20 protein-coding genes are annotated in these 23,898 nt (G+C 64.1%); 2 read left to right on the forward strand and 18 right to left on the reverse strand.

The window, feature by feature from the left end:
- Positions 1-99: 99 nt before the first annotated feature.
- Positions 100-723, forward strand: coding sequence for a LysE family translocator (locus ACF8FB_RS19355; protein ID WP_012052432.1), 624 nt, complete (start codon positions 100-102; stop codon positions 721-723).
- Here the strand turns inward: ACF8FB_RS19355 and ACF8FB_RS19360 are convergent.
- From ACF8FB_RS19360 to ACF8FB_RS19430, 15 genes are all read right to left on the reverse strand, one after another.
- Positions 720-3,197: an autotransporter outer membrane beta-barrel domain-containing protein gene (locus ACF8FB_RS19360; protein ID WP_392511686.1), complete on the reverse strand. Its 2,478-nt coding sequence runs from the start codon at positions 3,195-3,197 to the stop codon at positions 720-722. The two genes, ACF8FB_RS19355 and ACF8FB_RS19360, sit on opposite strands and share 4 nt — an antisense overlap.
- Positions 3,198-3,309: 112 nt before the next feature.
- Positions 3,310-3,585: a peptidylprolyl isomerase gene (locus ACF8FB_RS19365; RefSeq protein ID WP_004576651.1), complete on the reverse strand. Its 276-nt coding sequence runs from the start codon at positions 3,583-3,585 to the stop codon at positions 3,310-3,312.
- Positions 3,586-3,680: 95 nt separating this feature from the next.
- Positions 3,681-5,633, reverse strand: a complete 1,953-nt coding sequence (locus ACF8FB_RS19370) for an acetoacetate--CoA ligase (RefSeq protein ID WP_392511687.1) — start codon at positions 5,631-5,633, stop codon at positions 3,681-3,683.
- 92 nt (positions 5,634-5,725) lie between these two features.
- Complete coding sequence (gene eco, locus ACF8FB_RS19375; RefSeq protein WP_012052429.1) at positions 5,726-6,205, reverse strand: serine protease inhibitor ecotin; 480 nt, start codon at positions 6,203-6,205, stop codon at positions 5,726-5,728.
- Between the two features lie 55 nt (positions 6,206-6,260).
- The gene (gene hbdH, locus ACF8FB_RS19380; RefSeq protein ID WP_392511688.1) at positions 6,261-7,031 is read right to left on the reverse strand and encodes a 3-hydroxybutyrate dehydrogenase; all 771 of its coding nucleotides are present in this window, start codon (positions 7,029-7,031) and stop codon (positions 6,261-6,263) included.
- A gap of 10 nt (positions 7,032-7,041) precedes the next feature.
- Complete coding sequence (locus ACF8FB_RS19385; protein ID WP_010953973.1) at positions 7,042-8,433, reverse strand: GntP family permease; 1,392 nt, start codon at positions 8,431-8,433, stop codon at positions 7,042-7,044.
- 225 nt (positions 8,434-8,658) lie between these two features.
- Positions 8,659-10,041: a sigma-54 interaction domain-containing protein gene (locus ACF8FB_RS19390; RefSeq protein WP_392510669.1), complete on the reverse strand. Its 1,383-nt coding sequence runs from the start codon at positions 10,039-10,041 to the stop codon at positions 8,659-8,661.
- Between the two features lie 59 nt (positions 10,042-10,100).
- A complete protein-coding gene (locus tag ACF8FB_RS19395) occupies positions 10,101-11,117 on the reverse strand; it encodes an ABC transporter permease (RefSeq protein WP_392511689.1) in 1,017 nt (338 codons plus the stop codon).
- Positions 11,117-12,175, reverse strand: a complete 1,059-nt coding sequence (locus ACF8FB_RS19400; protein ID WP_064490558.1) for a microcin C ABC transporter permease YejB — start codon at positions 12,173-12,175, stop codon at positions 11,117-11,119. The genes ACF8FB_RS19395 and ACF8FB_RS19400 overlap by 1 nt, the downstream gene beginning before the upstream one ends.
- The gene (locus tag ACF8FB_RS19405; protein ID WP_392510671.1) at positions 12,172-13,971 is read right to left on the reverse strand and encodes an extracellular solute-binding protein; all 1,800 of its coding nucleotides are present in this window, start codon (positions 13,969-13,971) and stop codon (positions 12,172-12,174) included. The genes ACF8FB_RS19400 and ACF8FB_RS19405 overlap by 4 nt, the downstream gene beginning before the upstream one ends.
- Before the next feature lie 142 nt (positions 13,972-14,113).
- On the reverse strand, positions 14,114-14,395 hold the full coding sequence (locus ACF8FB_RS19410; RefSeq protein WP_003248318.1) for a peptidylprolyl isomerase: 282 nt from the start codon (positions 14,393-14,395) through the stop codon (positions 14,114-14,116).
- 80 nt (positions 14,396-14,475) lie between these two features.
- Positions 14,476-15,537 carry a 3-deoxy-7-phosphoheptulonate synthase gene (locus ACF8FB_RS19415; protein ID WP_392511690.1) on the reverse strand — a complete coding sequence of 354 codons (1,062 nt, stop codon included), beginning with the start codon at positions 15,535-15,537 and terminating at the stop codon, positions 14,476-14,478.
- 554 nt (positions 15,538-16,091) lie between these two features.
- The gene (locus ACF8FB_RS19420) at positions 16,092-16,643 is read right to left on the reverse strand and encodes a YbhB/YbcL family Raf kinase inhibitor-like protein (protein ID WP_350297812.1); all 552 of its coding nucleotides are present in this window, start codon (positions 16,641-16,643) and stop codon (positions 16,092-16,094) included.
- A gap of 48 nt (positions 16,644-16,691) precedes the next feature.
- Complete coding sequence (locus tag ACF8FB_RS19425; protein ID WP_019438461.1) at positions 16,692-17,000, reverse strand: hypothetical protein; 309 nt, start codon at positions 16,998-17,000, stop codon at positions 16,692-16,694.
- Positions 17,001-17,081: 81 nt separating this feature from the next.
- Positions 17,082-18,380, reverse strand: a complete 1,299-nt coding sequence (locus ACF8FB_RS19430; RefSeq protein WP_020190937.1) for an MFS transporter — start codon at positions 18,378-18,380, stop codon at positions 17,082-17,084.
- Positions 18,381-18,806: 426 nt separating this feature from the next.
- Here ACF8FB_RS19430 and ACF8FB_RS19435 point away from each other — a divergent pair, with 426 nt between their 5' ends.
- Complete coding sequence (locus tag ACF8FB_RS19435; protein WP_350297813.1) at positions 18,807-19,682, forward strand: AEC family transporter; 876 nt, start codon at positions 18,807-18,809, stop codon at positions 19,680-19,682.
- Positions 19,683-19,814: 132 nt separating this feature from the next.
- Here the strand turns inward: ACF8FB_RS19435 and ACF8FB_RS19440 are convergent, their stop codons facing one another.
- From ACF8FB_RS19440 to ACF8FB_RS19450, 3 genes are all read right to left on the reverse strand, one after another.
- Positions 19,815-22,232, reverse strand: coding sequence for a TonB-dependent siderophore receptor (locus tag ACF8FB_RS19440; protein WP_392511691.1), 2,418 nt, complete (start codon positions 22,230-22,232; stop codon positions 19,815-19,817).
- 149 nt (positions 22,233-22,381) lie between these two features.
- A complete protein-coding gene (locus tag ACF8FB_RS19445; RefSeq protein ID WP_392511692.1) occupies positions 22,382-23,344 on the reverse strand; it encodes a FecR domain-containing protein in 963 nt (320 codons plus the stop codon).
- Positions 23,344-23,850 (reverse strand): sigma-70 family RNA polymerase sigma factor, encoded by a 507-nt coding sequence (locus ACF8FB_RS19450; RefSeq protein WP_010953984.1) that lies wholly within the window; start codon positions 23,848-23,850, stop codon positions 23,344-23,346. Before ACF8FB_RS19450 ends, ACF8FB_RS19445 begins: the two co-directional genes overlap by 1 nt.
- Positions 23,851-23,898: the final 48 nt, after the last annotated feature.

Raw genomic sequence — 23,898 nt, forward strand, 5'->3', positions numbered from 1 at the left:
CAGGTACCGTGAACCCGTACAGTTTTTATCGCTGGCTGTTACTTGACCGCAGGGCCCGGAACGCGCCGAAATAGAGGGCTGTTGTCAGAGGAAACGAGAATGGACCTTTCAAGCCTGCTGCTTTTCATCCCCGCCTGCTTCGCCTTGAACATGGCGCCTGGGCCCAACAACCTGTTGTCACTGCACAACGCCAGCCGTTACGGCCTGCGCACCGCCTGCGTGGCCGGCGCCGGCCGTATCCTTGCCTTCTGCGGCATGATCGCCTTGGCAGCGATGGGCCTGGCAGTGGTGTTGCATACCAGCGAATACCTGTTCCTGGCTATCAAGGTGGTGGGCGCGGCCTACCTGTTCTACATCGCCTGGCAACTGTGGCGCGCACCCGTGAGCGAGACCGTGGTGGCAAGCGATCACCCAGGCGGCACTTGGCGCCTGGCGCGCCAGGAGTTCTGGGTGGCGGCCGGCAACCCCAAGGCCATCCTGATCTTTACCGCCTTCCTGCCGCAGTTCGTCTCGGTCGGTAGCAGCACCCCGGTGAGTGAGCAGTTCCTTTGGCTGGGTGTGTTGTTCCTGCTGCTGGAATGGGCGGCCATCGCCATCTACTCAGGCCTGGGCGCCTACATGCAGCGCTGGTTCAGCCAGCCCGGCCCACGCCGAATGTTCAACCGGGTCAGCGCGTCCTTGCTGGGCTGCGCAGGTCTGGGTCTGCTGGCGGCGCGCCGCTAGAACTGCCAGCGCACGCCCAGGTTCACGCCGCTGGCTTCCTGCTGGCGGCTGTCCAGGTTGGCGGTGTACTGCACGCCGCCATGCAGGCTCAGCGCTTCGTTGACCTGCGCTACCACACCGCTTTCCAGTTGCACTGAGGTATAGCGGTAATCGGTCTTGATCTTGTCAGCGTCATCGAAGGTCAAGGTGTCGCGCCCACCGTCGCCGTGCCACAGGTTGACCTGCGCAAAAGGCTGCAACAGGCGCCCGCTGCTCCCCGTGAACGCACCCTCCAGGCGCAGGCCCAGGCGGCCGGTCAGCTCGACCTGGGCGTCATGACTGATGCGCGAGACGCTGTCGCGGGCGCTTTCCAGCGCGACCTTTTGCGCAATCAGCTGAGCTTGCGGTTCCACGCGCCAGTGCTCGGACAGGGTGATGGGGTAGCCCGATTCCAGTGAAGCTGTCCAGGCGTGGCCGTCGAGGTTCAGCGTGTCGCCACGCTCGGAGCGGGCGCGGCCATCCAGGCGGGTGTACTGCAACACCGCGTCCAGGTACGCGCCCTGTGGCCCGACCAGCGTCCAGTAGGTGCCCACGCTATCGCCATCGAGCTTCAGGTCGCCCACGCTGCGGTCGTGAACGGCCAGGGCAAACCCTTTGACGTCGGCGTCCAGGCGGCTATGGCTTACGTAGATACCAACATGCTGGCGGTAACCGTTGTCGCCAACCTTGGCATACAGGTCCTGGCCCACCTTGAAACCGTACAGGTCGCCATCCAGGCTCGGGCTGACCGTGCCGCTCCATTGCTGGCGCAGCGTGCCGCCGTAGGCTTGCCCCCAGCTGGCGGGGAGGGCGCTTTCACCCTGCAATAACAGCTGGTCGCCCTGGCGTTGGTGGAAGGTGCCCAGTGCCTGGCGGGCGATGATCGCGGCCCCCCGCGGCGCTGCGGCATACACCGGGACCTCGGGGCGGTACAGCGGCAGGCTTTGGCCCTGCACCGGCGCAGGCAGCTCGGCCTGGCCGGGCGCAGGAGCAGCGACGGGCGGGGTGACGGCCGGGGCGATCACCGGCGGCTCGCCCGGTGCCGGCACAGGGGCTGGAGCGGGTGGCGCAACCAGCGTCGAGCGCAGGTACCAGCTGTTTTCACTGCCGGCAGTGACGCCCCCTTTGAACAACCGATAGTCGTAGGCACCGGCCGATAGCCTTTGGGTCTGAACAAAGGCGGTGGCCGTGCTGGTGGCGCCGTCACGGGCTTCGACCACCTGGATGCCGTTCTGGGCAGTCGCCGCACCTGCGCCGTTGAGGTTGTTGATGAGCACCTGGGTAGAGCCGGCGATGGCGCCGCGGCTGACCACCAGGCGATCGGAAGCAGCGCCATCGCCGGCCAGCACGCTGTTCAGGCGCAGGGTGCCGTTGTTGCCGGTGTAATCGCCCTCGATGCGCAAGTGGCCCATGGCATCATTGCCGGCGGTGAGGTCAAGTGTGCCTGCGTTGCTGATTGCGGCGCGCTGGCCAGGGGCAAACGCAGTGATCACCCCTTGGCGTGACGTGATGCTGCTGCTGGCGTCGAGGGCGAGGCTGCCCGTGCTGCTGTTGCTGTCGCCCAGTACCAGCGTGTCATCCAGTGCCAGCCGGCTGCCGTTGTTCAGCGCCACGCGCTCCCAGTTCACATAGTGGGCACCGCCTGCCGGCTGGCTGGCATCGAACGTCAGGCTGTCGTTACCTTCGCCGCCGTCCAACGTGATATTCAGCACCTCGGGCGTAAGGCCTTTGAGCAGTGCCGTGTCATCACCTGGCCCGGCATCCACGCGCCCGCCAATACGGCCACCGTCCCAGGTGAAGCGGTCGTTGCCAGTGCTCAGCAACACATCGCCGCCAACCTGGCCACCGTGCACCAGCACCTGGTCGTCGCCACCGCTGACGCTGATGTTGCCACCGATGTTGCCCTCGAAGACTTCGATGTAGTCCTTGTCGAAGGCCGTGATGACGTTCCGGTCGACGCTGCCGCCACGCATGATGAAGGTGTTCTCGTCCAGCCGCATGTTGACGTTGCCGATACGCCCGTCGTCCATTTCGGCATAGTCGCCGCTGTCGAACGTGCCCTTGATCCAGCCGCCGCTCATGTGAAAGGTGTCCAGGCCATCACCCTGGTTGAGGTTGCCTTCGATGACGCCGCCGCTCATGACGAAGTCATCGATGCCAGCGCCTTGGTTGACGTTCCCGCCGACGCTGCCAGAGGCCATGTCGATGCTGTCTTTGCCGGCGCCGAAGGTTACGTCGCCGGTGATGGCGCCGCTACCGGATGCCGGGAATACCAGGCGGTTATCACCGCTGGTGTCCACCAGCGAGGGCGCAGTGCCGCTGTCACAGGTGTAGGTGTCGTTACCCGGGCCGGGTGAGAAGGTACAAGCCGCGTGTGCAGCGGGCGAGGCCATGCCCAGCAGCGGGAGCGAACCCAGGGTCAGCATCAGGCGTAGACGCATCAGGAAATCCTCCATTCTCCAGGGAGACCTGCGCACCACGCGTGGTGCACAGGGTTACCGGGGTTGTATAGAGGAGTGCGTCACGACCACAACTGGCAAAAATGTCAGGTGGCAAAGGGCTAGCGCGTTAGTCGCGGTAGAACGTTTGCACCAGGTGGTAGCCGAATTTGCTCTTGATCGGCCCGTGTACCACACGCAGAGGCTTCTTGAAGATCACCTGGTCGATGGCGCCGACCATCTGCCCCGGGCGAATTTCGCCCAGGTCACCACCGCGCTTGCCCGATGGGCAAAGAGAGCACTTTTTCGCGAGCACGTCGAAAGCCTCGCCGTTGGCGATGCGCTGCTTGAGCTTTTCGGCTTCGTCAGCGGTCTTGACCAGAATGTGGCGGGCTTGGGCTTTCATGGGCTACCTGTGCATCGGGGACAAAGGCGGCATTATGCCTGATTGAGTCCTGTTGTAGCGATCGCGCCTAAATGGCCGCGATGAATGTCAGCTCTTCAGCTCTTCAGCTCTGCGCGATCGCGAAACTGCTCCAGCGCCGCCGGGTTGGCCAGGGCATCGGTGTTCTTAACTGGCAGCCCATGCACCACATCGCGAATCGCCAGTTCCACCAGCTTGCCACTGATGGTGCGCGGTATGTCGCTGACCTGGGCGATCACCGCCGGCACATGGCGGGGCGTGGTGTACTGGCGTATCACCTGGCGGATGTGCTGGCGCAAGGCTTCATCCAGCTGCAGGCCGTCTTGCAGGCGCACGAACAGCACCACCCGCACATCCCCGTTCCAGTCCTGGCCGATGGCCACGCTTTCCACAACCTGTTCGACCTTTTCCACCTGGCGGTAGATCTCCGCCGTGCCAATGCGCACACCGCCCGGGTTGAGCACGGCGTCGGAGCGACCGTGGATCACCATGCCCCCGCTGGCACGCTGCTCGGCGTAGTCGCCCTGGGCCCACACCCCCGGAAACTGGCTGAAGTAGGCATCGTGGTAACGGCGACCGTCCGGGTCGTTCCAGAAACCGAGTGGCATCGAGGGGAAGTTGCGCGTGCACACCAGCTCGCCTTTTTCGTCCACCACGGGCTGACCCTGCTCGTTCCACACCTCCACCGCCATACCCAGGCCCTTGCACTGGATTTCGCCGCGACGCACAGGCAGGGTCGGGTTGCCCAGCACGAAGCAGGAGACAATGTCCGTGCCGCCCGACATGGACACGAGCCACAGGTCGGCCTTGATCTTGTCGTATACATAGTCATAGCTGTGCGGTGACAGCGGCGAACCGGTGGACAGCAGCAGCCGCAGGCTGGTCAGGCAGTGGCTGTTGGCAGGTTCCAGGCCTGCCTGCTCCAGTGCCGCCAGGTACTTGGCGCTGGTGCCGAAGGCGTGGATGCCTTCGGCCTCTATCAGGTCCAGAAGGCGCCCGGGGCCTGGGTGGAACGGCGAGCCGTCGTACAGCACCAGCGTGGCACCCACCGCCAGGCCGCTGGCCAGCCAGTTCCACATCATCCAGCCGCAGGTGGTGTAGTAGAACAGCACGTCATCGGCCTTCAGGTCGTTGTGCAGGCCGTGTTCCTTGAGGTGTTGCAACAGCACGCCTCCGGCGCGATGGACAATGCACTTGGGCACGCCGGTGGTGCCACTGGAATAGAGGATGTACAGCGGGTGGTCGAACGGCAGCGGGGTGAAACGGGGCTCGCCGCCGGGCTGGAAGAAGTCATTCCACAGGCTGACGTTGGCTGCCTGGAATTCATCGGCACGCGTGCCTTTGCGGGTATGGGGCACCACGATCAGCTGCTCCAGGCCAGGCAACTGCGCGCACACCTGGTTGACCTTGGTCACCTGGTCGATGGCCTTGCCCGCATACTGGTAACCGGCGCAGACGATCAGCAGCTTGGGTTCGATCTGGCCGAAGCGGTCGATGATGCCGTGCACGCCGAACTCGGGCGAGGAGGTAGACCAGACCGCGCCAAGGCTGGTGCAGGCGAGCATGGCCACCAGTGTTTGCCAGGTATTGGGCATGATGGCGGCTACCCGGTCGCCCGGGACGATACCTGCAGCCTTGAATGCCGTTTGCAGCCCGGCCACCTGTGCGGCCAGTTCGGCATGGGTGAATACTTCGCGCTGGCCATCTTCGCGTACGGCGACCACGGCCGGGCGGTCGTCACGGCGGCGCAGCAGGTGTTCGGCAAAGTTCAGGGTGGCATTGGCGAACCACTGTGCATCGGGCATTTGCGGCCCTTCGCTGAGCACCTGGCTGGGTGGGGTATGCCAATGCACGTTGAAGTACTCGGCAAGGGTTTGCCAGAAGGCGGGGCGCTGCTCGATACTCCAGCCGTGCAGGGCCTGGTAGTCGTTGAGTTGCAGGTTGTAGCGCAGGTTGACCCGGCGGCGGAAGGCATCCATCCGGCTGGCCTCGATCTGCGTTGTGGACGGTCGCCAGAGCACATCGTTCATGCCGAATCTCCTTTACCGGAACAAAAGCAGGCTCAGGGCAGGATCAGCCTCGTGTTGCGAAGAGGCTGACCCTGCAGAGAAAGCGGTCCTGCCTACTCTACTTTAGCCTTCTGCACATCCTGCGATGCCGACCACACGCGGTAGCGCACTTCGACATCCTTGGGCACATACACCACCACCGGCAGCTTGCTGTTGTAGCGCAGCAGGAAGCCATCGCCGACCACCGGCACGAAGGCCTCGGTCTTCTTGCCGTCCGGGCAGGCCATCAGCGTGCTGGCCGGGCCGCTGACGTTGTCCAGGCGGTAGTAATTGTAGCCCCAGCCTTCCAGGGTGCGTGCTTCCAGGTTGCCGCCCAGGCGCTGACGATTGCAGTCGACCTGCAGCGTCTTGCCAGCGAGGATTTCCAGTTTATAGGCCGACTCGTCGGCCTGGGCCGGCAGGTGGATAACCTGCCGGGTGAAGCCTTTTTCCGCCTCGGGGTAGGGCGCGATGTCCTTCAGGCTGGCGGCCATCGCAGGTGCGGCGGCGGCCAGGCTCAGGGCCAGAATCGCGGTCATTGGGGTAGGGCGCATAAGGCCTCCTTGCTGATAAACGAATGCGCGACCGTCGCCAGGCCCAGGCCGCCCGTCACTGGGCCAACCAGCCACCATCGACGTTCCAGGCGGCGCCGCGAACCTGGCTACCGGCCTCGCTGCACAGAAAGAGTACCAGCTCACCGAGGTGTTCGGGGGTGACGAAAGCCAGCGACGGTTGCTTTTCTGCCAGCAGATCGTGCTGCGCTTGCAGCCGATCGCCACCCTTGGCCGCACGATCGTCGATCTGCTTTTGCACCAGCGGTGTCAGCACCCAGCCCGGGCATATGGCATTGCAGGTGACATGACTGGTGGCGGTTTCCAGGCCGACCACCTTGGTCAGGCCGATCACGCCATGCTTGGCTGCCACGTAGGCTGCCTTGCCCATCGAGCCGACCAGGCCATGCACCGAAGCGATATTGATGATGCGCCCCCAGTTGCGCGTGCGCATGCCCGGCAGCGCCAGGCGCGTGCCATGGAATACGGCCGACAGGTTCAGGGCGATGATCTTGTCCCAGCTTTCTGGCGGGAACTGCTCAACCGGTGCCACATGCTGGATACCGGCGTTGTTGACCAGGATGTCGACGCCGCCGAACTCGCGTTCGGCCAGGTTGAACAAAGCCTCGATCTGGACCACATCCGACAGGTCGGCCGGGTGGTGCACAACCTTCACCCCGTGCCGGGCAATTTCCGCCATGGCGGGGCCCGGGTCACCAAAGCCGTTGAGCACGATGTTGGCGCCAGCCCGGGCCAATACCTGGGCGATGCCCAGGCCAATGCCGCTGGTGGAACCGGTGACGAGTGCAGTTTTGCCTTCAAGGGTCATGCAATGCTCCTTAGACGATGCCAGTGGCGTAGAACGTGGCGATGACCACGAACACCGCCAGGGTCTTGATCAGGGTAATACCAAAAATGTCCTTGTAGGCCTCGCGGTGGGTGAGGCCGGTCACCGCCAGCAAGGTGATCACCGCGCCATTGTGCGGCAGGGTGTCCATGCCACCGCTGGCCATGGCGGCTACCCGGTGTAGCACTTCCAGCGGGATATCGGCCGCGTGGGCGGCGGCGATGAACGTGTCGCCCATGGCTGCCAGGGCGATGCTCATGCCGCCCGAAGCGGAGCCAGTGATGCCGGCCAGCAAGGTCACGGTGATGGCTTCGTTCACCAAGGGGTTGGGGATGCTGCGCAGGGCATCGGCCAGCACCAGAAAACCCGGCAGAGAGGCGATTACCGCGCCAAAGCCGTATTCCGAAGCGGTGTTCATGGCCGCCAGCAAGGCACCCCCCACCGCGCTTTTGGTGCCTTCGGCCAGGCGTGTACGAATGGCGCCAAAGGCGCACACCAGGACCATCAGGATGCCCACCAGCAACGCGGCCTGCACAGCCCAGATGGCCGTCAGCTTGGTCACGTCGCTTTGTACCGGTGCACTCATGCCTGGCAATTGCAGGCTGTGACTGGGGCCGTACCAATGCGGTATCCAGTGGGTGAACACCAGGTTCATCACCCCCACCAGTATCAGCGGCGACAGCGCCAGCCAAGGGTTGGGCAGGCTCAGGTCGGCAGCGGTTTCCGGTTCGTTGCGCAAGTCGGTGCCATAACCTTCACCGGCGCGCTGGGCCTTGTTGCGCTGGCGCTGCAGGTAGGCCATGCCGGTAAAGAACACGAACAGCGTGCCGATCAGGCCCAGCCACGGTGCGGCCCAGGCGGTGGTGTTGAAGAAGGTGCTGGGGATGATGTTCTGGATCTGTGGGGTGCCGGGCAGGGCGTCCATGGTGAACGAGAATGCGCCCAGGGCGATGGTGGCCGGGATCAGGCGTTTGGGGATATTGCTCTGACGGAACATTTCGGCGGCGAACGGGTACACCGCGAACACCACCACGAACAGCGAAACACCGCCGTAAGTAAGCAGGGCACAGACCAGTACGATGACCAGCATCGCCTGGCGGGTGCCGAGCAGGCGGATGGCCGCGGCGACGATCGAGCGGGAGAAACCGGACAGCTCGATCAGCTTGCCGAACACCGCCCCCAGCAGGAATACCGGGAAGTACAGTTTGATGAAACCGACCATTTTTTCCATGAACACCCCCGTGAACGCAGGGGCGACGGCGGCAGGGTCGGTGAGCAGGACAGCGCCGAGGGCGGCGATGGGGGCGAAGAGGATTACGCTGTAACCGCGGTAGGCGGCCAGCATCAGCAAGGCCAAAGCAGCGAGTGCGATGAGCACGGTCATCGGGGTGGGTCTCCTGGGTGAGTCTTGTTTTTATCGTTGAGCAGGAGATAGCGGGAATCGTGCCAAGTATGTAACTGGCTGATTTGTAAGGGTTAAAGGGTTTTGTTAGAAGTCTGTGTCTACAATCAGAGACGCCATGGGCTGCCTTACAGCCCATCGATGGCTTTCCTGTGTTAAAGGGCGCAGCTCTGGCGGTAATCTCAAATCAGAAACAAAAGTCTCCAATCAGAGACCAAGTGCCGCCATCTTCTTGTACAGCGTCGACCGTCCCAGCCCTAAGGCTGCCGCTGCCTCTGGCACTTTTCCTCCCTGTTCGGCCAGCGCCCCGGCAATCAGGCCGCGTTCAAAGGCCTCGCAGGCCTCACGGTAGCTCTGCCGCACGGGCGCTTCAGCCAGCGGGCTCAATGGCCCCAATGCCGCACGCAGGTCCGCAACCCCCAGCCGGGGCTGATCCGCCAGCAGGGTCGCGCGCTCCAGCACATTGCGCAGCTCGCGAATGTTCCCCGGCCACGCATGCCTGGCCAGCAGTTGCTGCGCTTCAGCTTCCAGCTCGTACTGGCTGCCCAGCTCAGCCAATATGGCCTCGCACAGCGCGGGCAGGTCCTCCAGCCGTTGCCGCAACGGCGGAACATCGATCGGCAGCACATTCAGCCGGTAATACAGGTCGGCGCGGAAGGCCCCGCGGGCCATGGCAGCCTGCAGGTCGATGGAGGTGGCGGCAATGATGCGCACATCGCTGCGCAGCATCTGGTTCGACCCGACCGGTTCGTATTCCTTTTCCTGCAGCACCCGCAGCAGCTTGCTCTGCAGGGCCAGCGGCATGTCGCCGATCTCGTCGAGGAACAGCGTGCCGCCTTCGGCCAGTTGCAGCTTGCCGCTGCGGCCCTTGCGGTCGGCACCGGTAAAGGCACCCGGCGCAGTACCGAAGAATTCGGCTTCCAGCAGCGTCTCCGGGATGGCTGCGCTGTTGATGCTGACAAAAGCTTTGTGTGCCCGTGCTGATGCTGCGTGAATGGCGTGGGCCAGCAGCTCCTTGCCGGTGCCGGTTTCGCCCAGCAGCAATACGGGCGAATCACTGCCGGCGCCACGCCGGGCGCGTCGCTTGGCTTCCAGACTGGGCGCGCTGCTGCCGACGAACTGGGCGAAGCTGTATTTGGCCTGGCGGGCGCGCAGTTGCGAGCGGGTCGAGGCCAGTTCCTGCTGCATGCTGGCGTAGCGCTTGAGCAGCGGCGACAGGCTGCGCAGTTCGTCGAACAGGGCAAAGCCGATGGCGCCGATCAGCGCGCCCTGGTCATCGTGGATGGGCAGGCGCATGACCACCAATGGTTCGTTCGGCGTGTCGAGCATGTCCAGCAGGATGGGCCGGCCATTGCTCACCACGTCGCGCATCAGGCTGCCGGGGATCACCGTTTCACACGGCTGGCCGATGGCACTGGCAGCGTCGGCCAGGCCAAAGCGTCGGGCGTAGCGTTCGTTCATCCAGACGATGCGTGCCTGGCGGTCGACGATCACCGTGCCCTCGCTGGACTGCTCGATGATCTCGAACAGTGAGCGGATCGCCAGTTGCCGTACCTGGGGGTAGTCCTTGAGGCTGTCGCTGTCGTGCATGGGTGAACATCCTGAATCATGTATTGGCACAAGCCCGCGAAAAGGGCAGGCCTGAAAACTCATCGTCGGGGGTCAAACGCCTCACGCAAGGCATCCCCGATAAACACCAGCAGTGACAGGATCACCGCCAGCGCAAAGAACGCGGTAAAGCCCAGCCACGGCGCCTCCAGGTGCTGCTTGCCCTGGGTCACCAGCTCGCCCAGCGAGGCGCTGCCCGCTGGCATGCCAAAGCCCAGAAAGTCCAGCGCGGTCAGTGTGGTGATCGCCCCGGTCAGCATGAACGGCACATAGGTCAGCGTGGCATTCATGGCATTGGGCAAGATATGCCGCAACATCACCTGACTGTCCGGTAACCCCAACGCCCGCGCTGCCTTTACATACTCCAGGTTGCGCCCACGCAGGAACTCGGCGCGCACGACGTCGACCAGGGTCAGCCAGGAGAACAGCGCCATGATCCCCAGCAGCCACCAGAAATCCGGCTCGACGAAACCGCTGAGGATGATCAACAGATACAACACTGGCAACCCCGACCATACTTCCAGCAAGCGCTGGCCGAGCAGGTCGACCCAGCCCCCGTGGTAGCCTTGCAGGGCGCCCGCCGCCACGCCAATGAGCACACTGACCACGGTCAGGGCAAAGGCGAACAGCAGCGATACCCGCGTGCCATAAAGCACCCGCGCCAGCACGTCACGGCCTTGGTCGTCGGTGCCTAACCAGTTGCTGGCACTGGGCGGGCTGGGGGTGGGCACCTGCAGGTCGTAATTAGGTGTGTCGGCACTGAACGGGATAGGTGCGAACAGCATCCAGCCACCCTGTTCAGCGATCAGTTGGCGCACATAGGCGCTGCGGTAGTCGGGCTGAAACGGCAGTTGCCCGCCGAACTGCTGCTCGGTGTAGCGTTTGAGCGCCGGAACGTACACATTGCCCTTGTAGCCCAGCAGCAGTGGCTTGTCGTTGGCCACCAGTTCGGCGCAAAGGCTGAGCAGCAGAAGGCCGGCAAACAACCACAGCGACACCCAGCCCAGGCGGTGGCGGCGAAAACGTTGCAGGCGACGGCGCGACAGGGGCGATAGCATCAGTGCGCCCTCGTATCGAAGTCGATGCGCGGGTCGAGCAGGGTGTAAGACAGGTCCCCGATCAGGCGAATCAGCAGGCCCGCCAGGGTAAAGATGAACAGCGTGCCGAACACCACCGGGTAATCCCGCGACACGGCGGCCTCATAGCTCATGCGGCCCAGGCCATCGAGCGAGAAGATCACCTCGATCAGCAACGAGCCGGCAAAGAACACGGTGATCAGCGCCTGTGGCAGCCCGGCCACCACCAGCAGCATGGCGTTGCGCAACACATGGCCATACAGCACGCGGCGTTCGCTGAGGCCCTTGGCCCGGGCAGTGACCACGTATTGGCGGGAAACCTCGTCGAGGAAGGCATTCTTGGTCAACAGCGTGAGGGTGGCGAACCCACCGATCACCAGGGCCGCAACCGGCAGCACCAGGTGCCAGAAGTAGTCGGCGACCTTGCCCAGCAGGCTGAGCTCGTCGAAATTGTCCGAGACCAGGCCGCGCACCGGGAACCAGTTGAGCGAAGTGCCGCCGGCAAACAGGACGATCAGCAGCAGGGCGAACAGGAACGAAGGCAGGGCGTAACCGATCACGATCAACGCGCTGCTCCAGGCATCGAAGCGGCTGCCGTGGCGCATCGCCTTGCGGATGCCCAGCGGAATCGACACCAGGTAGGTGATCAGCGTGGCCCAGAAGCCCAGCGAGAGGGTGACCGGCAACTTGTCGAGAATCAGGTCGGTGACTTTGGCGCCGCGGAAGAAGCTGTTGCCAAAATCCAGCCGGGCATATTGGCCGAGCATCAACCAAAGCCGCTCGGGGGCGGATTTGTCGAAGCCATACTGGCGCTTGATTTCTTCGATCAGTTTCGGGTCCAGGCCGCGTGTGGCCCGGGATTCGCCATGGACCACTTCGGCTCGCGCGCCGGGTGCGCCGCCACCGATGCCCTGCAGGCGCGCCACGGCTTGCTCCACCGGCCCACCCGGCGCGGCCTGGACGATGGCGAAATTGACCAGCAGGATTGCCAGCAGCGTCGGGATGATCAGCAACAGACGGCGCAGGATATAAGCGGTCATGGCGAGGCCTTCCGGCGTTCGGCCATCTGCGCGTTGGTCAGCGGGGTAGGGCTTACCTCCCACCAGGTGTCCAGGCCCTCGTCATAGGTGGCCTGGACCTTGGGCAGACCGAAGCGGTTCCACCAGACGGTGGAGCTGCCCGGCGGGTAATAGTTGGGGATCCAGTAGTAATTCCATTGCAGCACGCGGTCCAGGGCATGGGCGTGGCGCAGCATGTCGGCCTGGGTGTCGGCGCGGACCAGGCCGTCGATCAGGTGGTCTACGGCCGGGTCCTGCAAAACCATCAGGTTGTTCGAGCCGGGGTCGTGAGCGGCCGCCGAACCAAAGTAGTTGTACAACTCGGCGCCCGGCGACAGGGTGACCGGGTAGCCGGTGACGATCATGTCGTAATCGCGCGCCATCAGCCGGTTGACGTACTGGGCCGAGTCGACGTTGCGGATATTCAGGGTCACGCCGATCTGGGCCAGGTTGCGCTTCCACGGCAGCAGCAGGCGTTCAAGGCCCGCCTGGCCATTGAGGAACGTGAACGCCAGCGGCGTGCCCTGGCTATTGACCAGGCGGTCGCCTTCGGGGTGCCAGCCGGCTTGTTCGAGCAGGGCCAGGGCCTGCAACTGCTGTTGACGGACGATCCCCGAGCCATCGGTGACCGGGGCAGTGAACACCGTGGTGAACACTTCATCTGGCACTTGGCCGCGCAAGGGGGCGAGCAGCTTCAACTCGCCCGCATCCGGCAACTGGCGAGCGGCCAACGGCGTATTGGAGAACACGCTTTGCTGGCGGATGTACAGGTTGCGCATCATCTGCCGGTTGCTCCACTCGAAGTCCCATAACATACCCAGCGCCTGCCGCACACGGCGGTCCTTGAACTGCGGCTGGTCGAGGTTGAACACGAAACCCTGGGCCACCTGCGGTTTGGCCGGGCCCAGGTGGGCGCGCTGCAGGCGGCCGTCGTCCAGTTGCGCACCGTTGTAGCCCAAGGTGTAGGCCGTGGCGGAGAACTCGCGGTTGTAGTCGTAGCCACCGCCTTTGAGTACCTGGCGCGCCACTTCGGTGTCGCCGAAGTACTCGATGCGCAGCTTGTCGAAATTGTAGCGGCCACGGCTGGCGGGCAGGTCACGTGCCCACCATGACGGGTCGCGTTCGAAGGTGATGCTGCGGCCGTTGTCGATGCGCCCAATGCGGTATGGCCCGCTGCCGACTGGCTTGTCGAAGCCGGCACCGTTGGCAAAGTCGCGCTGCTGCAGGTCGTGCTCGGGCATTACCGGCAGGCTGGCGAGGTCCAGCGCCAGGGTGCGGCCGTGCTCGGGCTTCAAGTCGAATCGCACGCTGTGCAGGCGTTCTACGGTCACGCGGGCCACGTCGGCGAACTGGGTCCGGTACTTCAGGCTGCCCTTGCTCATCAGCAGGTCGAAGGTGAAACGCACGTCTTCGGCGCGCACCGGCCTGCCATCGGCGAAGGTGGCGCGTGGGTCGATGTCGAAACGCAGCCACTCATCATTGGGGCCGCGCTCCATGCGCCGGGCGATCAGGCCGTAAACGGTATAGGGTTCATCGTAAGAGCGTACCGCCAGTGGCGCGTACAGCAGGCCATCGACTTCGCTGACACCGATGCCTTTGTCGATATAGGGAAGGATATGGTCGAACTGGCCGATCTCGATGGCCGAACGGCGCAAGATGCCGCCCTTGGGGGCGTCGGGGTTTACATAGTCGAAATGCCTGAAGCTGGCGGCGTAGCGGGGGGCTTCGCCGTAGACCGTGAGGGCGTGGGTGGGAGCGGCCTGGACCGTAAAGCCCATGCACGAAAATACAAGCCCCCACAATACTTGTGGGAGCGGGTTTACCCGCGAATGCGTCGGAGCAGGCAACGAGGTTGTCTGGTCTGGCCTCTTCGCGGGTAAACCCGCTCCCACAGGGGGGCTGATCACCGGGAGGGGTGAATCAGTCCTGGCGGCTGGTCACTTCCAGCAGGTGGTAGCCGAACTGGGTCTTCACCGGGCCTTGCACGGTGTTGACCGGTGCGCTGAAGACCACGGTGTCGAATTCCTTGACCATCTGGCCTGGGCCGAACGAGCCCAGGTCACCGCCCTGACGGCTGGACGGGCAGGTGGAGTTGGCTTTGGCGATTTCAGCGAAGTCGGCGCCTGCTTCGATCTGGGCTTTGAGTTCGTTGCACTTGTCTTCGCTGCTGACCAGAATGTGGCGGGCGGTTGCACGGGCCATGGGTACTGCTCCTTGGGGGTAAAAAGGCAAGCCTAGCGCACTTGTCCGGGGTATGTCTCGCCAGGCTTACAACCTTCGGCCTACAGTTTTTGTGCCGCCTCACGCAACAGGGTTTCGGTCGAGCCCCAGCCCAGGCAGCCGTCGGTAATCGACACACCGTATTTCAGTGTGCCCTTGCCTAGCGCCTGGCAGCCATCGAACAAGTGCCCTTCGATCATGACGCCGACCAGCGAACGGTCGCCGGCCAGGCGCTGTTCCAGCACATCATTGAAGACCGCTGGCTGGCGCGCCGGGTCCTTGCCGCTGTTGGCGTGGCTGCAGTCGACCATGATCCGTGCCTGCAGGCCGGCCTTGGCCAACGCCTGGCGGGCCATGGCGATGCTATTGGCATCATGGTTCGGGCCTTTGTGGCCGCCGCGCAGTACAAGGTGTGTGTCCGGGTTGCCCAAGGTCTCGATGATCGCCGGGTGGCCCTGAGCATCCATACCGAAGTGGCGGTGCGGGTGGGCCGCGCTGCGCATGGCGTCGCTGGCGATGGCGATGCCGCCGTCCGTACCGTTCTTGAAGCCGACCGGCAGCTCCAGGCCACTGACCATTTCGCGGTGGATTTGCGATTCGGTGGTGCGTGCGCCGATCGCCGCCCAGGCCAACAGGTCGTCGAAGTAGCCGGCGGCCATCGGTTGCAGCAACTCGGTAGCGATCGGCAGGCCGCGTTCGATCATGCTCAGCATCAGCCCGCGAGACAAGGCGATACCCGAGTGCATGTCGTCACTGCCATCGAGGTGCGGGTCGTAGGCCAGGCCTTTCCAGCCCACTGTAGTACGCGGTTTTTCGACGTAGGCGCGCATCACCAGCAGCAGCTTGTCGTTGACTTCGCGGCCAAGGGCGGCCAGGCGGTCGGCGTATTCCAGGGCCGAGCGTGGGTCATGAATCGAGCAGGGGCCGACGATGACCAGCAGGCGCGGGTCGCGGCCTTCGAGGATGTTGCGGATGGCCTGGCGATGGGCCTGGACTTGCTGGGCCAGTTCGCTGGGCAGTGGCATCTGCTGCTTGAGCAGGTGCGGGCTGGGCAGGCGTTTGCTGACAGTGGTGTTGGCCGCTTGCGGCTGGGTCAGGGGCAGGGCGAGGCTGGAAGCGTGCATGGCGTTTTTCCCTGGGCGGACAGCGGGTTCAAGCCCGCATGGTCGGCCCTATCGAGGTGTTCGACAGATCGTTGAATTCGTATTGGCTGCTGCATTGCCACCTGTAGAAGACCGATCGGAGGCGGCAGGCTGGCCCGAACGGGATTGGCTAAATCGCCAGGCGCAGGTGTTTGCGTAGTAATAAGTGGCGTAGTTCATGAATCTGTCCTCAAAGTGAATCTGTGTTGGTCAAAGGCCTGAAAAACAAAACCCCCGGTCGGGAGGCCGACCGGGGGTTTGAGTATTCTCATGTTCGGCGGCCCCTCGAAGGTGGACGCCGGGTGGGTATCGGCGCCTAGTGGCTAAACCAATACCCAAAGTAATAGCTGGCAGGTGCCACGCAGCCGGCAACGGCCAGCACAGGGCGCAGGCTGCGACCGGTGTGGTTGGCGTGGTTGCGGGTGTGTTTCGGCATGTTGCTCTCCAGTGAATGAGCCCGAGCTTACTTCAGTTCGTGCGGGCCATTCAATGGATAAATGCTATGGGGCCGATCATTTATTTTTGTACTGACTGGTTCAATGGCCGTAGCGCCCGACCAGGCTCTGCGCCCCCAGGGCGTGGCCTTGCAGCAGTTGCAGCAGGCCGCTGCGGTCCAGCCCCTCGGGCAAGGTACCCAAGGGCAGGTCGGTGGCAATCAGGGTCAGGGCGTAATGATGGGGGTTGTCGCCGGCGGGAGGACAGGGGCCGCGGTAGCTCTGGGTGCCACGGGAGTTGCGGCCCACTGTCACGTAGGGCCCGCTCAACCCCGCCGTGCCTTCCTTGAGCCCATCGTGTTCGGGATCGATGTTGTAGGCCACCCAGTGCACCACACCCACACCCTTGCCACCGTCCGGGTCGAACATGATCAGGGCCAGCGACCGCGTACCTGCGGGCAGGTTGTCCCAGCTCAGTTGCGGGGTCCGCTCTTCACCGGCACCGCATGCCGGGTCCTGGCCGACCTGTTGCAGGGCAATGACGCCGCCATCGGTGAAAGACGAGGAACTGACCGACATCGCGCCTTGGCCGCCTGCGGCGGCCAACGCTGTGCAGGGCAGCAAAGCAGCGAACAGCCAGTGTCTGAGGTGCATGGTCAATCCTTGGCAGGGCGTCACGGCTCAGTCTAGCCCAGGTCTGCTTCAGCGGCTGTCCTGGTCCTCGGCAGTGCCTCCGCTGGCTCCGGCACCAGAGCCGGTGGCTTCGCCGGTGCTGTTGGAGCCGCCAGAGGCACCGTCGGCGGCATCGGCGTTGCTGCCGGTGTCACTGCTGTCGTTACCTTTGCTGCTACCGGGGCTGTTGACGCTGCTGCCTTCACCGGCGGTCTTGCCGCCGGATTGGTCAGTTTGCGGATGGCTGTCGGTATGGGTGTCGGTGGCGGCGAAGGCAGCGCCGGTGAGGCTGGTCAGGGCCAGCGCCAGGCTCAGGGACAGCGGGCGAATGCGGATCATGGGACTTCTCCTTTGTGCAAGATCTGTCATTCGTTTGGCTGGCAGCTGCTGGCGGGGTGCCTTCTGGGCGACGAGTGGCAATCAACAGGATTCCGAGCGCTGTGCGGTCGCCGGGGTTTCGACCGGCTCCAGCGGCGGATGCTCCTGCGCCGCATGCATCAGGTCTTCGGTCACCCGCAACTCGGCACCGGTTGGCGAGAAGGTGGTCGAAGCGGTGAACGGCGCCGGGTGCTCTGCCGCCGGGCGCTTGCCGCGGCGCCACATGAAGAAGCACACCATGGCCAGGTTGACCACGGCAAACGCCCAGAACAGCCCAGCCTCGCCAAACTCGGTCATCATCGGCGAAATGGCCACCGGTGCCATGGCCGAGCCCAGCGAGTTGATCAGCAGCAGGCCCTGGATCATCGGCACCAGCGCATCGGACGGCGCGCGGTCGGCCGCATGGCTGACCGCCACCGGGTACAGGGTGAACACGCCACCACCCAGCAGGAACAGCATGGCCGGCAGCAGGAACGAGTCCGATGGCAGGAACACCGTTACAAGCGACAGGACAACGCACAACGCGGCCAGCGCGAGCAGCACATCGAGGCGGTCCTTGCGGTCGGACCAGCGCCCGACCGGGTATTGCAGCAGCATCGCGCCAAGGATCACCCAGGCCATCATGTTGCCGACCTCACCCACCTCCAGGCCGATGCGCTGCAAGTACAGTGGCAGTAGCGCATAAATGCCGGCAATCGCTACACCCGAGCCGAAGCAGCCGACCAGGCCCGACGGTGCCACGCCCAGCAACTGGCGGGGCTTGAGGGGTTCGACTTGGTCCAGCAGCGGCGACACCCGCGGCAGGATCACGATCGGCAACACCGACAGGGCGGCCAGCACGCCGGCCAGCATGAACGGGGCGGTATCGCCCAGCTGGGTGATTTCGCCAAGGCCAGCCTGGGCGATCACCCCGGCGCCGTAGAAGGCGATCATGTACAGCGCCAGCAAGCGGCCGCGGATCTTTGCGTCACCGGCCAGCAACAGCCAGCTTTCGATCACCAGGAACACGCCCACTGCGGCCCAGCCGTTGATCAGGCGTAGCACCGACCACCAGGTGACCTCGTAGAACAACCCTTGCAGCAGGATGGTCACGGCGATCAGCGAGGCGAAGCTGGTGTAGGCGCGGATGTGGCCGATGCGCAGGATCAGCCGGTCGTTGAAGATGGCGCCGAGGGTCAGGCCGATGAAGTAGGTCGACGAGACGATACCAATGGTGGTTGCAGACTCACCGGCGGCGCCCAGGCGCAGGGTGGTCAGGGAAGACATGAAGCCGTTGCCCAGGGCAATGATGAACAGCCCGAGCAGGGGCGCCAGCGCCATGGCCAGCAAACGCGGAGACATACGTACCTCTAGTTGGATGAGCGGAATGAGCACCTTCTCGGCGCGCACACCGGCTCGACCCGGCAAGGGGCGAGTGGCGACACGGATGCGACCTGGGCAAGACTCAACCGCTGGGCGCTATGGGAGATGGGCCGGGCGGGGAGGGTTGAGCCTACTTCACATGTGCGTTCATGTGTTCAGGCGCTGACTCTGTCATTGCTGCTGGTTGCCACCGTTCAAGGCGACGGGCGAAAAGGAAGCGGGATTCTACGGGCTTGGACGCTTTTGCCCAAGGGGCTCGGGTGTGCGACGAGACGCCGCAGTCTCAGCGCGACATGAACATGTCTTCCACAGACATTTTCGATGGCGGCTCCTGCGTGCGTTGAAATCGGCCCGGTAATCTCACTGAGTGCTGCATAATGCTGAACCCCACCAAGGAAGGCCCCCATGTTCGCGTCGCTGTTCGCAGTCCTGGCCCCGGTTTTCATCGTCGCCGGAATTGGTTTTGCCTGGGCCCGCAAGGGCCTGGATTACCCCACTGACTTCATCGCCCGGGTGGTAATGACCGTCGGCACACCTTCGCTGGTACTGTCCACCCTCAGCCGTACCGAGCTGGACCCGAATGCCTTTACCAGCATGGCCGTGGCCTGCTTGCTGTGCACTCTGGGGATGGCCTTGGCTGCTTTGCTGGTGTGTCGCGCGTCGGGCATGCACTGGCGGGTACTGCTGCCGGCGTTCATGTTCCCTAACACCGGCAACATGGGCCTGCCGATCAGTCTGTATGCCTTCGGGGAGCATGGCCTGGCCCTGGCCGTGGCATTCTTCCTGACCCTGTCGATCGTGCAGTTCACCATCGGCATGGCCATCTCCGGCACGGCGGCTTCGCTCAAGGCGCTGTTGCGCAACCCTATCGTCATCAGCCTGGCCGGCGCCATGCCCATCATTTTTCTCGATTTCCAACTGCCGCGTTGGCTGGCCAACACCGCAGACCTGCTGGGCGGCATGACCATTCCGCTCATGCTGCTGACCCTGGGGGTATCACTGGCCAGCATTCGCCTGCGTCACGTGGGCAGCGGCATGCTGCTGGGCGGCTTGCGCATTGGCTTGGGGGCTGCGGTGGGCTGGGCAGTGGGCGCGGTACTGGGTATGGACAGCCTGGAGCGTGCGGTGCTGATGGTGCAGTCGGCGATGCCGGTAGCCGTGTTCAACTACCTGATGGCGGTGCGGGCCAACCGTGAGCCAGAGCAGGTGGCGAACCTGGTGATGTGTTCTACGGTGCTGTCGTTTGCCTGGTTGCCGGTGGTGCTGGCTTGGTGGATGTAAGCCTGTTCTGGCCTTTTCGCGGGCTTGTCCGTGAAAGGCCAGTGGCAATCACATCATGTTCTGCGGATGCACCCGGGGCACCCTGCAGGAACTTTAGACGCTGCAGCGTTCAGCCTTGCTCATCAAGGCGTCTTAGAAGTCTACACTGGCCGACAAGCGCAAAACCCGCGGCGTACCTTGCGTCAGGTAGTTGTTCGAGGTCGACGCCGAAGCCCAGTACGCCTTGTTCGCCACGTTCTCCACATTGGCGCGCAATGTCACCTGCTTGTCGTCGAGCTTGAAGCGGTAGCGCCCGCCCAGGTCCACCCGGGTCCAGGCGGGGATGCTCAGGCTGTTGGCCGCATTCACATACTGGCCACCCGTGCGCAGCAGCCGGGCACTGAGCGCGGCGCCTTCGATACCGGGCACATCCCAGTCGGCGCCCAGGTTGTACTGAAAGCGCGGCACGCCAGCAGCACGGTTGCCGTCGTTGCTGCCATAGGCCGTGTTTTTCTGTTCGGTGTGCATGAACACCGCGCCTGTCAGCAGACGCAAGCCGTCTAGCGGTTCACCGAACAGGTTCAGCTCCACCCCCTTGTTGACCTGCTCGCCGTCCATGCTGAACGTGTCCAGCGCTGCCCCGGGAGCGCGATAGGTCACGCTGTTGGGCTGCTCGATACGGTACACGCCCAGGCTCGCACCAAAGCTGTTCCAGTCCAGCTTCACCCCGGCCTCTACCTGTTTGCTGCGCTTGGGCGGGAATACTTCGTTGGCATTGCTGACACTCGATGGTGCCGTTGGCCCCTGGGCCAGGCCCTCGATGCGGTTGGCATAGAACGACACATGCTCCCAGGGTTTGATCACCAGGCCATACACCGGGGTTGTGATCGACTCATCGTAAGGCGTGTTGCGCACACCTGTGGCAGTCGCCCAGCTGTCGACGCTGATCGACTGCCGGCGCACGCCCACGGTCAACAGCACGCGGTCATCCAGCAGCCCCAGGGTGTCGGACAACGCGACGCTCTTGTTGCGGTTCTTGCCGACGATGCGCGGGTCGTGCAAATCGCTGCCGAAATAGGTATCGGTCGGGCGCGGCACCTTGACCGGGTTGTAAAGGTTGCTGTCATAACGCTTGCTGGCCGCCAGCGCCTCGTAGGCCGAGCGCTGCTCACCCCACAGGCCGGACAGGCCAAAATTGACCCGGTGGCTGACCGGGCCGGTGGCAAAGCGGCCATTGACGCCGGCGACGGCGCTCTTGTTGTCTTCGTCGTGGGGCGCATAGAGGAACCCGCCGCGTGCAGTGCCATTCCCGTCACTGACATAGAGCGAGGAATACTCGCCGTTCTCACGGGTATGCTTGGCCCCGGCGCCGGCATACAGCATCCAGGCGTCGTTCAGGTCGTACTCGGCGTTGAGCATGCCGTAGGTGTCTTCCAGCTGCGACCAGCTCCAGGCCTGCGAGTAGTTGTCTCGCGCCGATGGCGCCCGGGGAATCTTGTCGCCGGTGGGGTAGATCACCGCACGGCCCTGGTTGATACGCTCTTTCTGGTAACCCAGGTCGGTGGACAGGCGCAGCCGTTCACCACGGTAGTCAAGGGCTACGGCAAGCAGGGTGGAATGCTGGGCCTCGTCATCGACGCCGCTGCCACCGTCATGCTGAGCCAGGTTGATGCGGGCGCCAAAACGGTTGTCTTCACCAAAACGCTGGCCCAGGTCGAGGTGGCCACCCACGTTGTCGCCCGTGGCGTAGTCGAGGGTGACATGCCGCGTGGCGCTATCTTCGGCACGCTTGGGCACCAGGTTGATCGCCCCTCCGATGCCGCTACCCTGTGGCGCGACCCCATTGAGAAAAGCACTGGAACCCTTGAATACTTCGACCCGCTCGAGTGCCTCGGTCGTCACGATCTGCCTCGGTAGCACCCCGTACAGGCCGTTATAGCTGATGTCGTCGGTGTTCAGCGGCAAACCGCGAATGGTGAACACCTGCGAAAAGTTGCCAAAGCCCGCCGACTGGCGCACTGACGCGTCATTGAGCAGCACGTCACCCAGGGTACGGGCCTGCTGGTCGGCGATGGTCTTGGCGGTATAGCTGGTAACGCTGAACGGCACGTCGCTGATTGCCTGGTCGCCCAGCACGCCCAGGCGGGCGCTACGGGCTACCTGGCCACCTTGCCAGGTATCGGTGCTGGCGGCCAGGTCGCTGTTGATGGTGGTCGCGCCCAGTTCCACGGCATTGCCCAGGTCGACCGTCGGCGCCAAGGTATAACCGCCACTGTCGGTAGTGATCAGGCTGTAGCCACTGCCGGCCAACAGACGGGCAAAGCCTTGCGCGATACTGTAGCTGCCCTCCAGGCCTTGGCTTTGTACGCCCCTGAGCAGGGCCGGGTCGAATGACAACGCCACCCCGGCGTTGGCGGCAAAGCGCGCCAGTACATCGGCCAACGGGCCTGCGGCCAGGTGATAAGTGCGCGCGGAGGTGTCGGCTGCCATCGCGGTGGGGGCCAGGGCGGCCATGGCGATGGCTAGGCTCAGGGCCTTCAAAGGCAAGCGGTACGGCTGGCGAGGCGTCATGCGTGGGTCCTGTGGGTGCAGAAATGAAGGTTCTGCACTCATCACCGGACGACGCAGGAAAAGGTATCAATCGTGCTGCCCATCGTGGGAACAACTGTCCTGCTCACACGTTGAAGCTTGGCGCGATCACCGGGAGCGTTGCCAGGGCTTCACACGTGTGGCTCCACAGTTACCCAGTAGCGGGTCATGCCCTGAATGTTCACCGGCAGGGTGTCGCTCAGCAGCCGCAGGCTGGCATCGGTGTCGGCCAGCGGGAATGCGCCAGACACCTTCAGCTCTCGCACTGCCGGGTGGCAGCGCAGCACGCCGGGGCGATAGCGGGCCAACTCTTGCAGCAGGTCGGCCAAGCGCATGTCGCGAGCCAGCAGCATGCCGTGCTCCCAGGCCAGGTCACCGGTTTCCAGCGGTGAGGCTGGTAGCACCCGGTCCCCATCGAAAGCGCTGCGCTCGCCTGCCTTGAGCAACAGGCTGTCGGCATGCAGCGGTCGAGTGTCGACTGCGCCTTCCAGGACGGCGACCTGGGTCAGCGGGCCATGGATACGCACGCTGAAGCGAGTGCCCCTGGCAGTTGCCTGCCCATGCGGGGTGCGCACTGACAGTGGCCGGGCCGGGGTCGCAGGGTCTTTGGCGCTGGTCAGTAGAATTTCGCCCGCCAGCAGGTCAATGCGGCGCTGTCGCGCGTCAAAGGTGATATCGATGGCGGTGTCAGTGTTAAGCAGCACCTGGCTGCCGTCGACAAGCGTCAACGTGCGTTGTTCGCCCACCGCTGTATGCGCATCGGCGGTCCATTGCTGCCACGGCGTTTCGCGCCAGGCCAGCCAGGCTGCCGGTGCTGCCAGCAGCCACAGCCCCAGGCGATGCAGCGCTTGGCGACGGCTTACCGCGCCGTTACGGCTCAGACGGCGCAGGGTTTCACCGGTAACCGGTGTGGGCAGGCGGCGGAAATCACCGAGGATGGCCTCTGCACGCTGCCACGCCTGGGCGTGCTGGGCACTGCGCTTGCACCAGGCCTGCACGGCGCGGTGGTCGGCCTCAGTGGCGGTGCCCGATTGTAGCTGCACCAGCCAGTCAGCCGCTTCGCCCAGGATCAGCGGGTCAATGCGCTGCACCATCACTCGATGCTCAGGCAGGCAAGGAATGCCGTACGCATGTCGCGCTTGATCGTGATCAGCGAAACCTGCAGCTGTTCGGCGATTTGGGCGTAGGTCAGGCCGTCCAGCTGTGACAGCAGGAACACCTGACGTACCCGCGCCGGCATGTCGCGCAGCATGGCGTCGATGCGGTACAGGGTTTCAAGGATCAGCCAGCGCGTTTCCGGCGAAGGCACCTCGGGTTGCGGCAAATGGGCGATGGCCTCCAGGTAGGCCCGCTCGACATCCTGGCGGCGCCAGCGGTCGACCACCAGGCCCTTGGCTATATGAGTAAGCAAGGCCCGGGGTTCGTTGCCAAAGTAGGGGTTGCCTTGGCGGCTGAGCAGGCGCACGAACGTGTCGTGAGCCAGGTCGGCGGCATCGCAGGCATTGCCCAGTTTACGGCCCAGCCAACCCTGCAGCCAGCCATGGTGCTCGGTGTACAGCGTCTGGACCTGCAGGTTGAGGCTAGGTTCGGCGGGTGGCATGGCGGGCGCGAGGCTCCGGAAGCGTGAGCGCAATCAAGAATTGATCGC

The sequence above is a fragment of the Pseudomonas sp. yb_2 genome (genome assembly GCF_043103905.1).
Classification (GTDB): domain Bacteria; phylum Pseudomonadota; class Gammaproteobacteria; order Pseudomonadales; family Pseudomonadaceae; genus Aquipseudomonas; species Aquipseudomonas alloputida.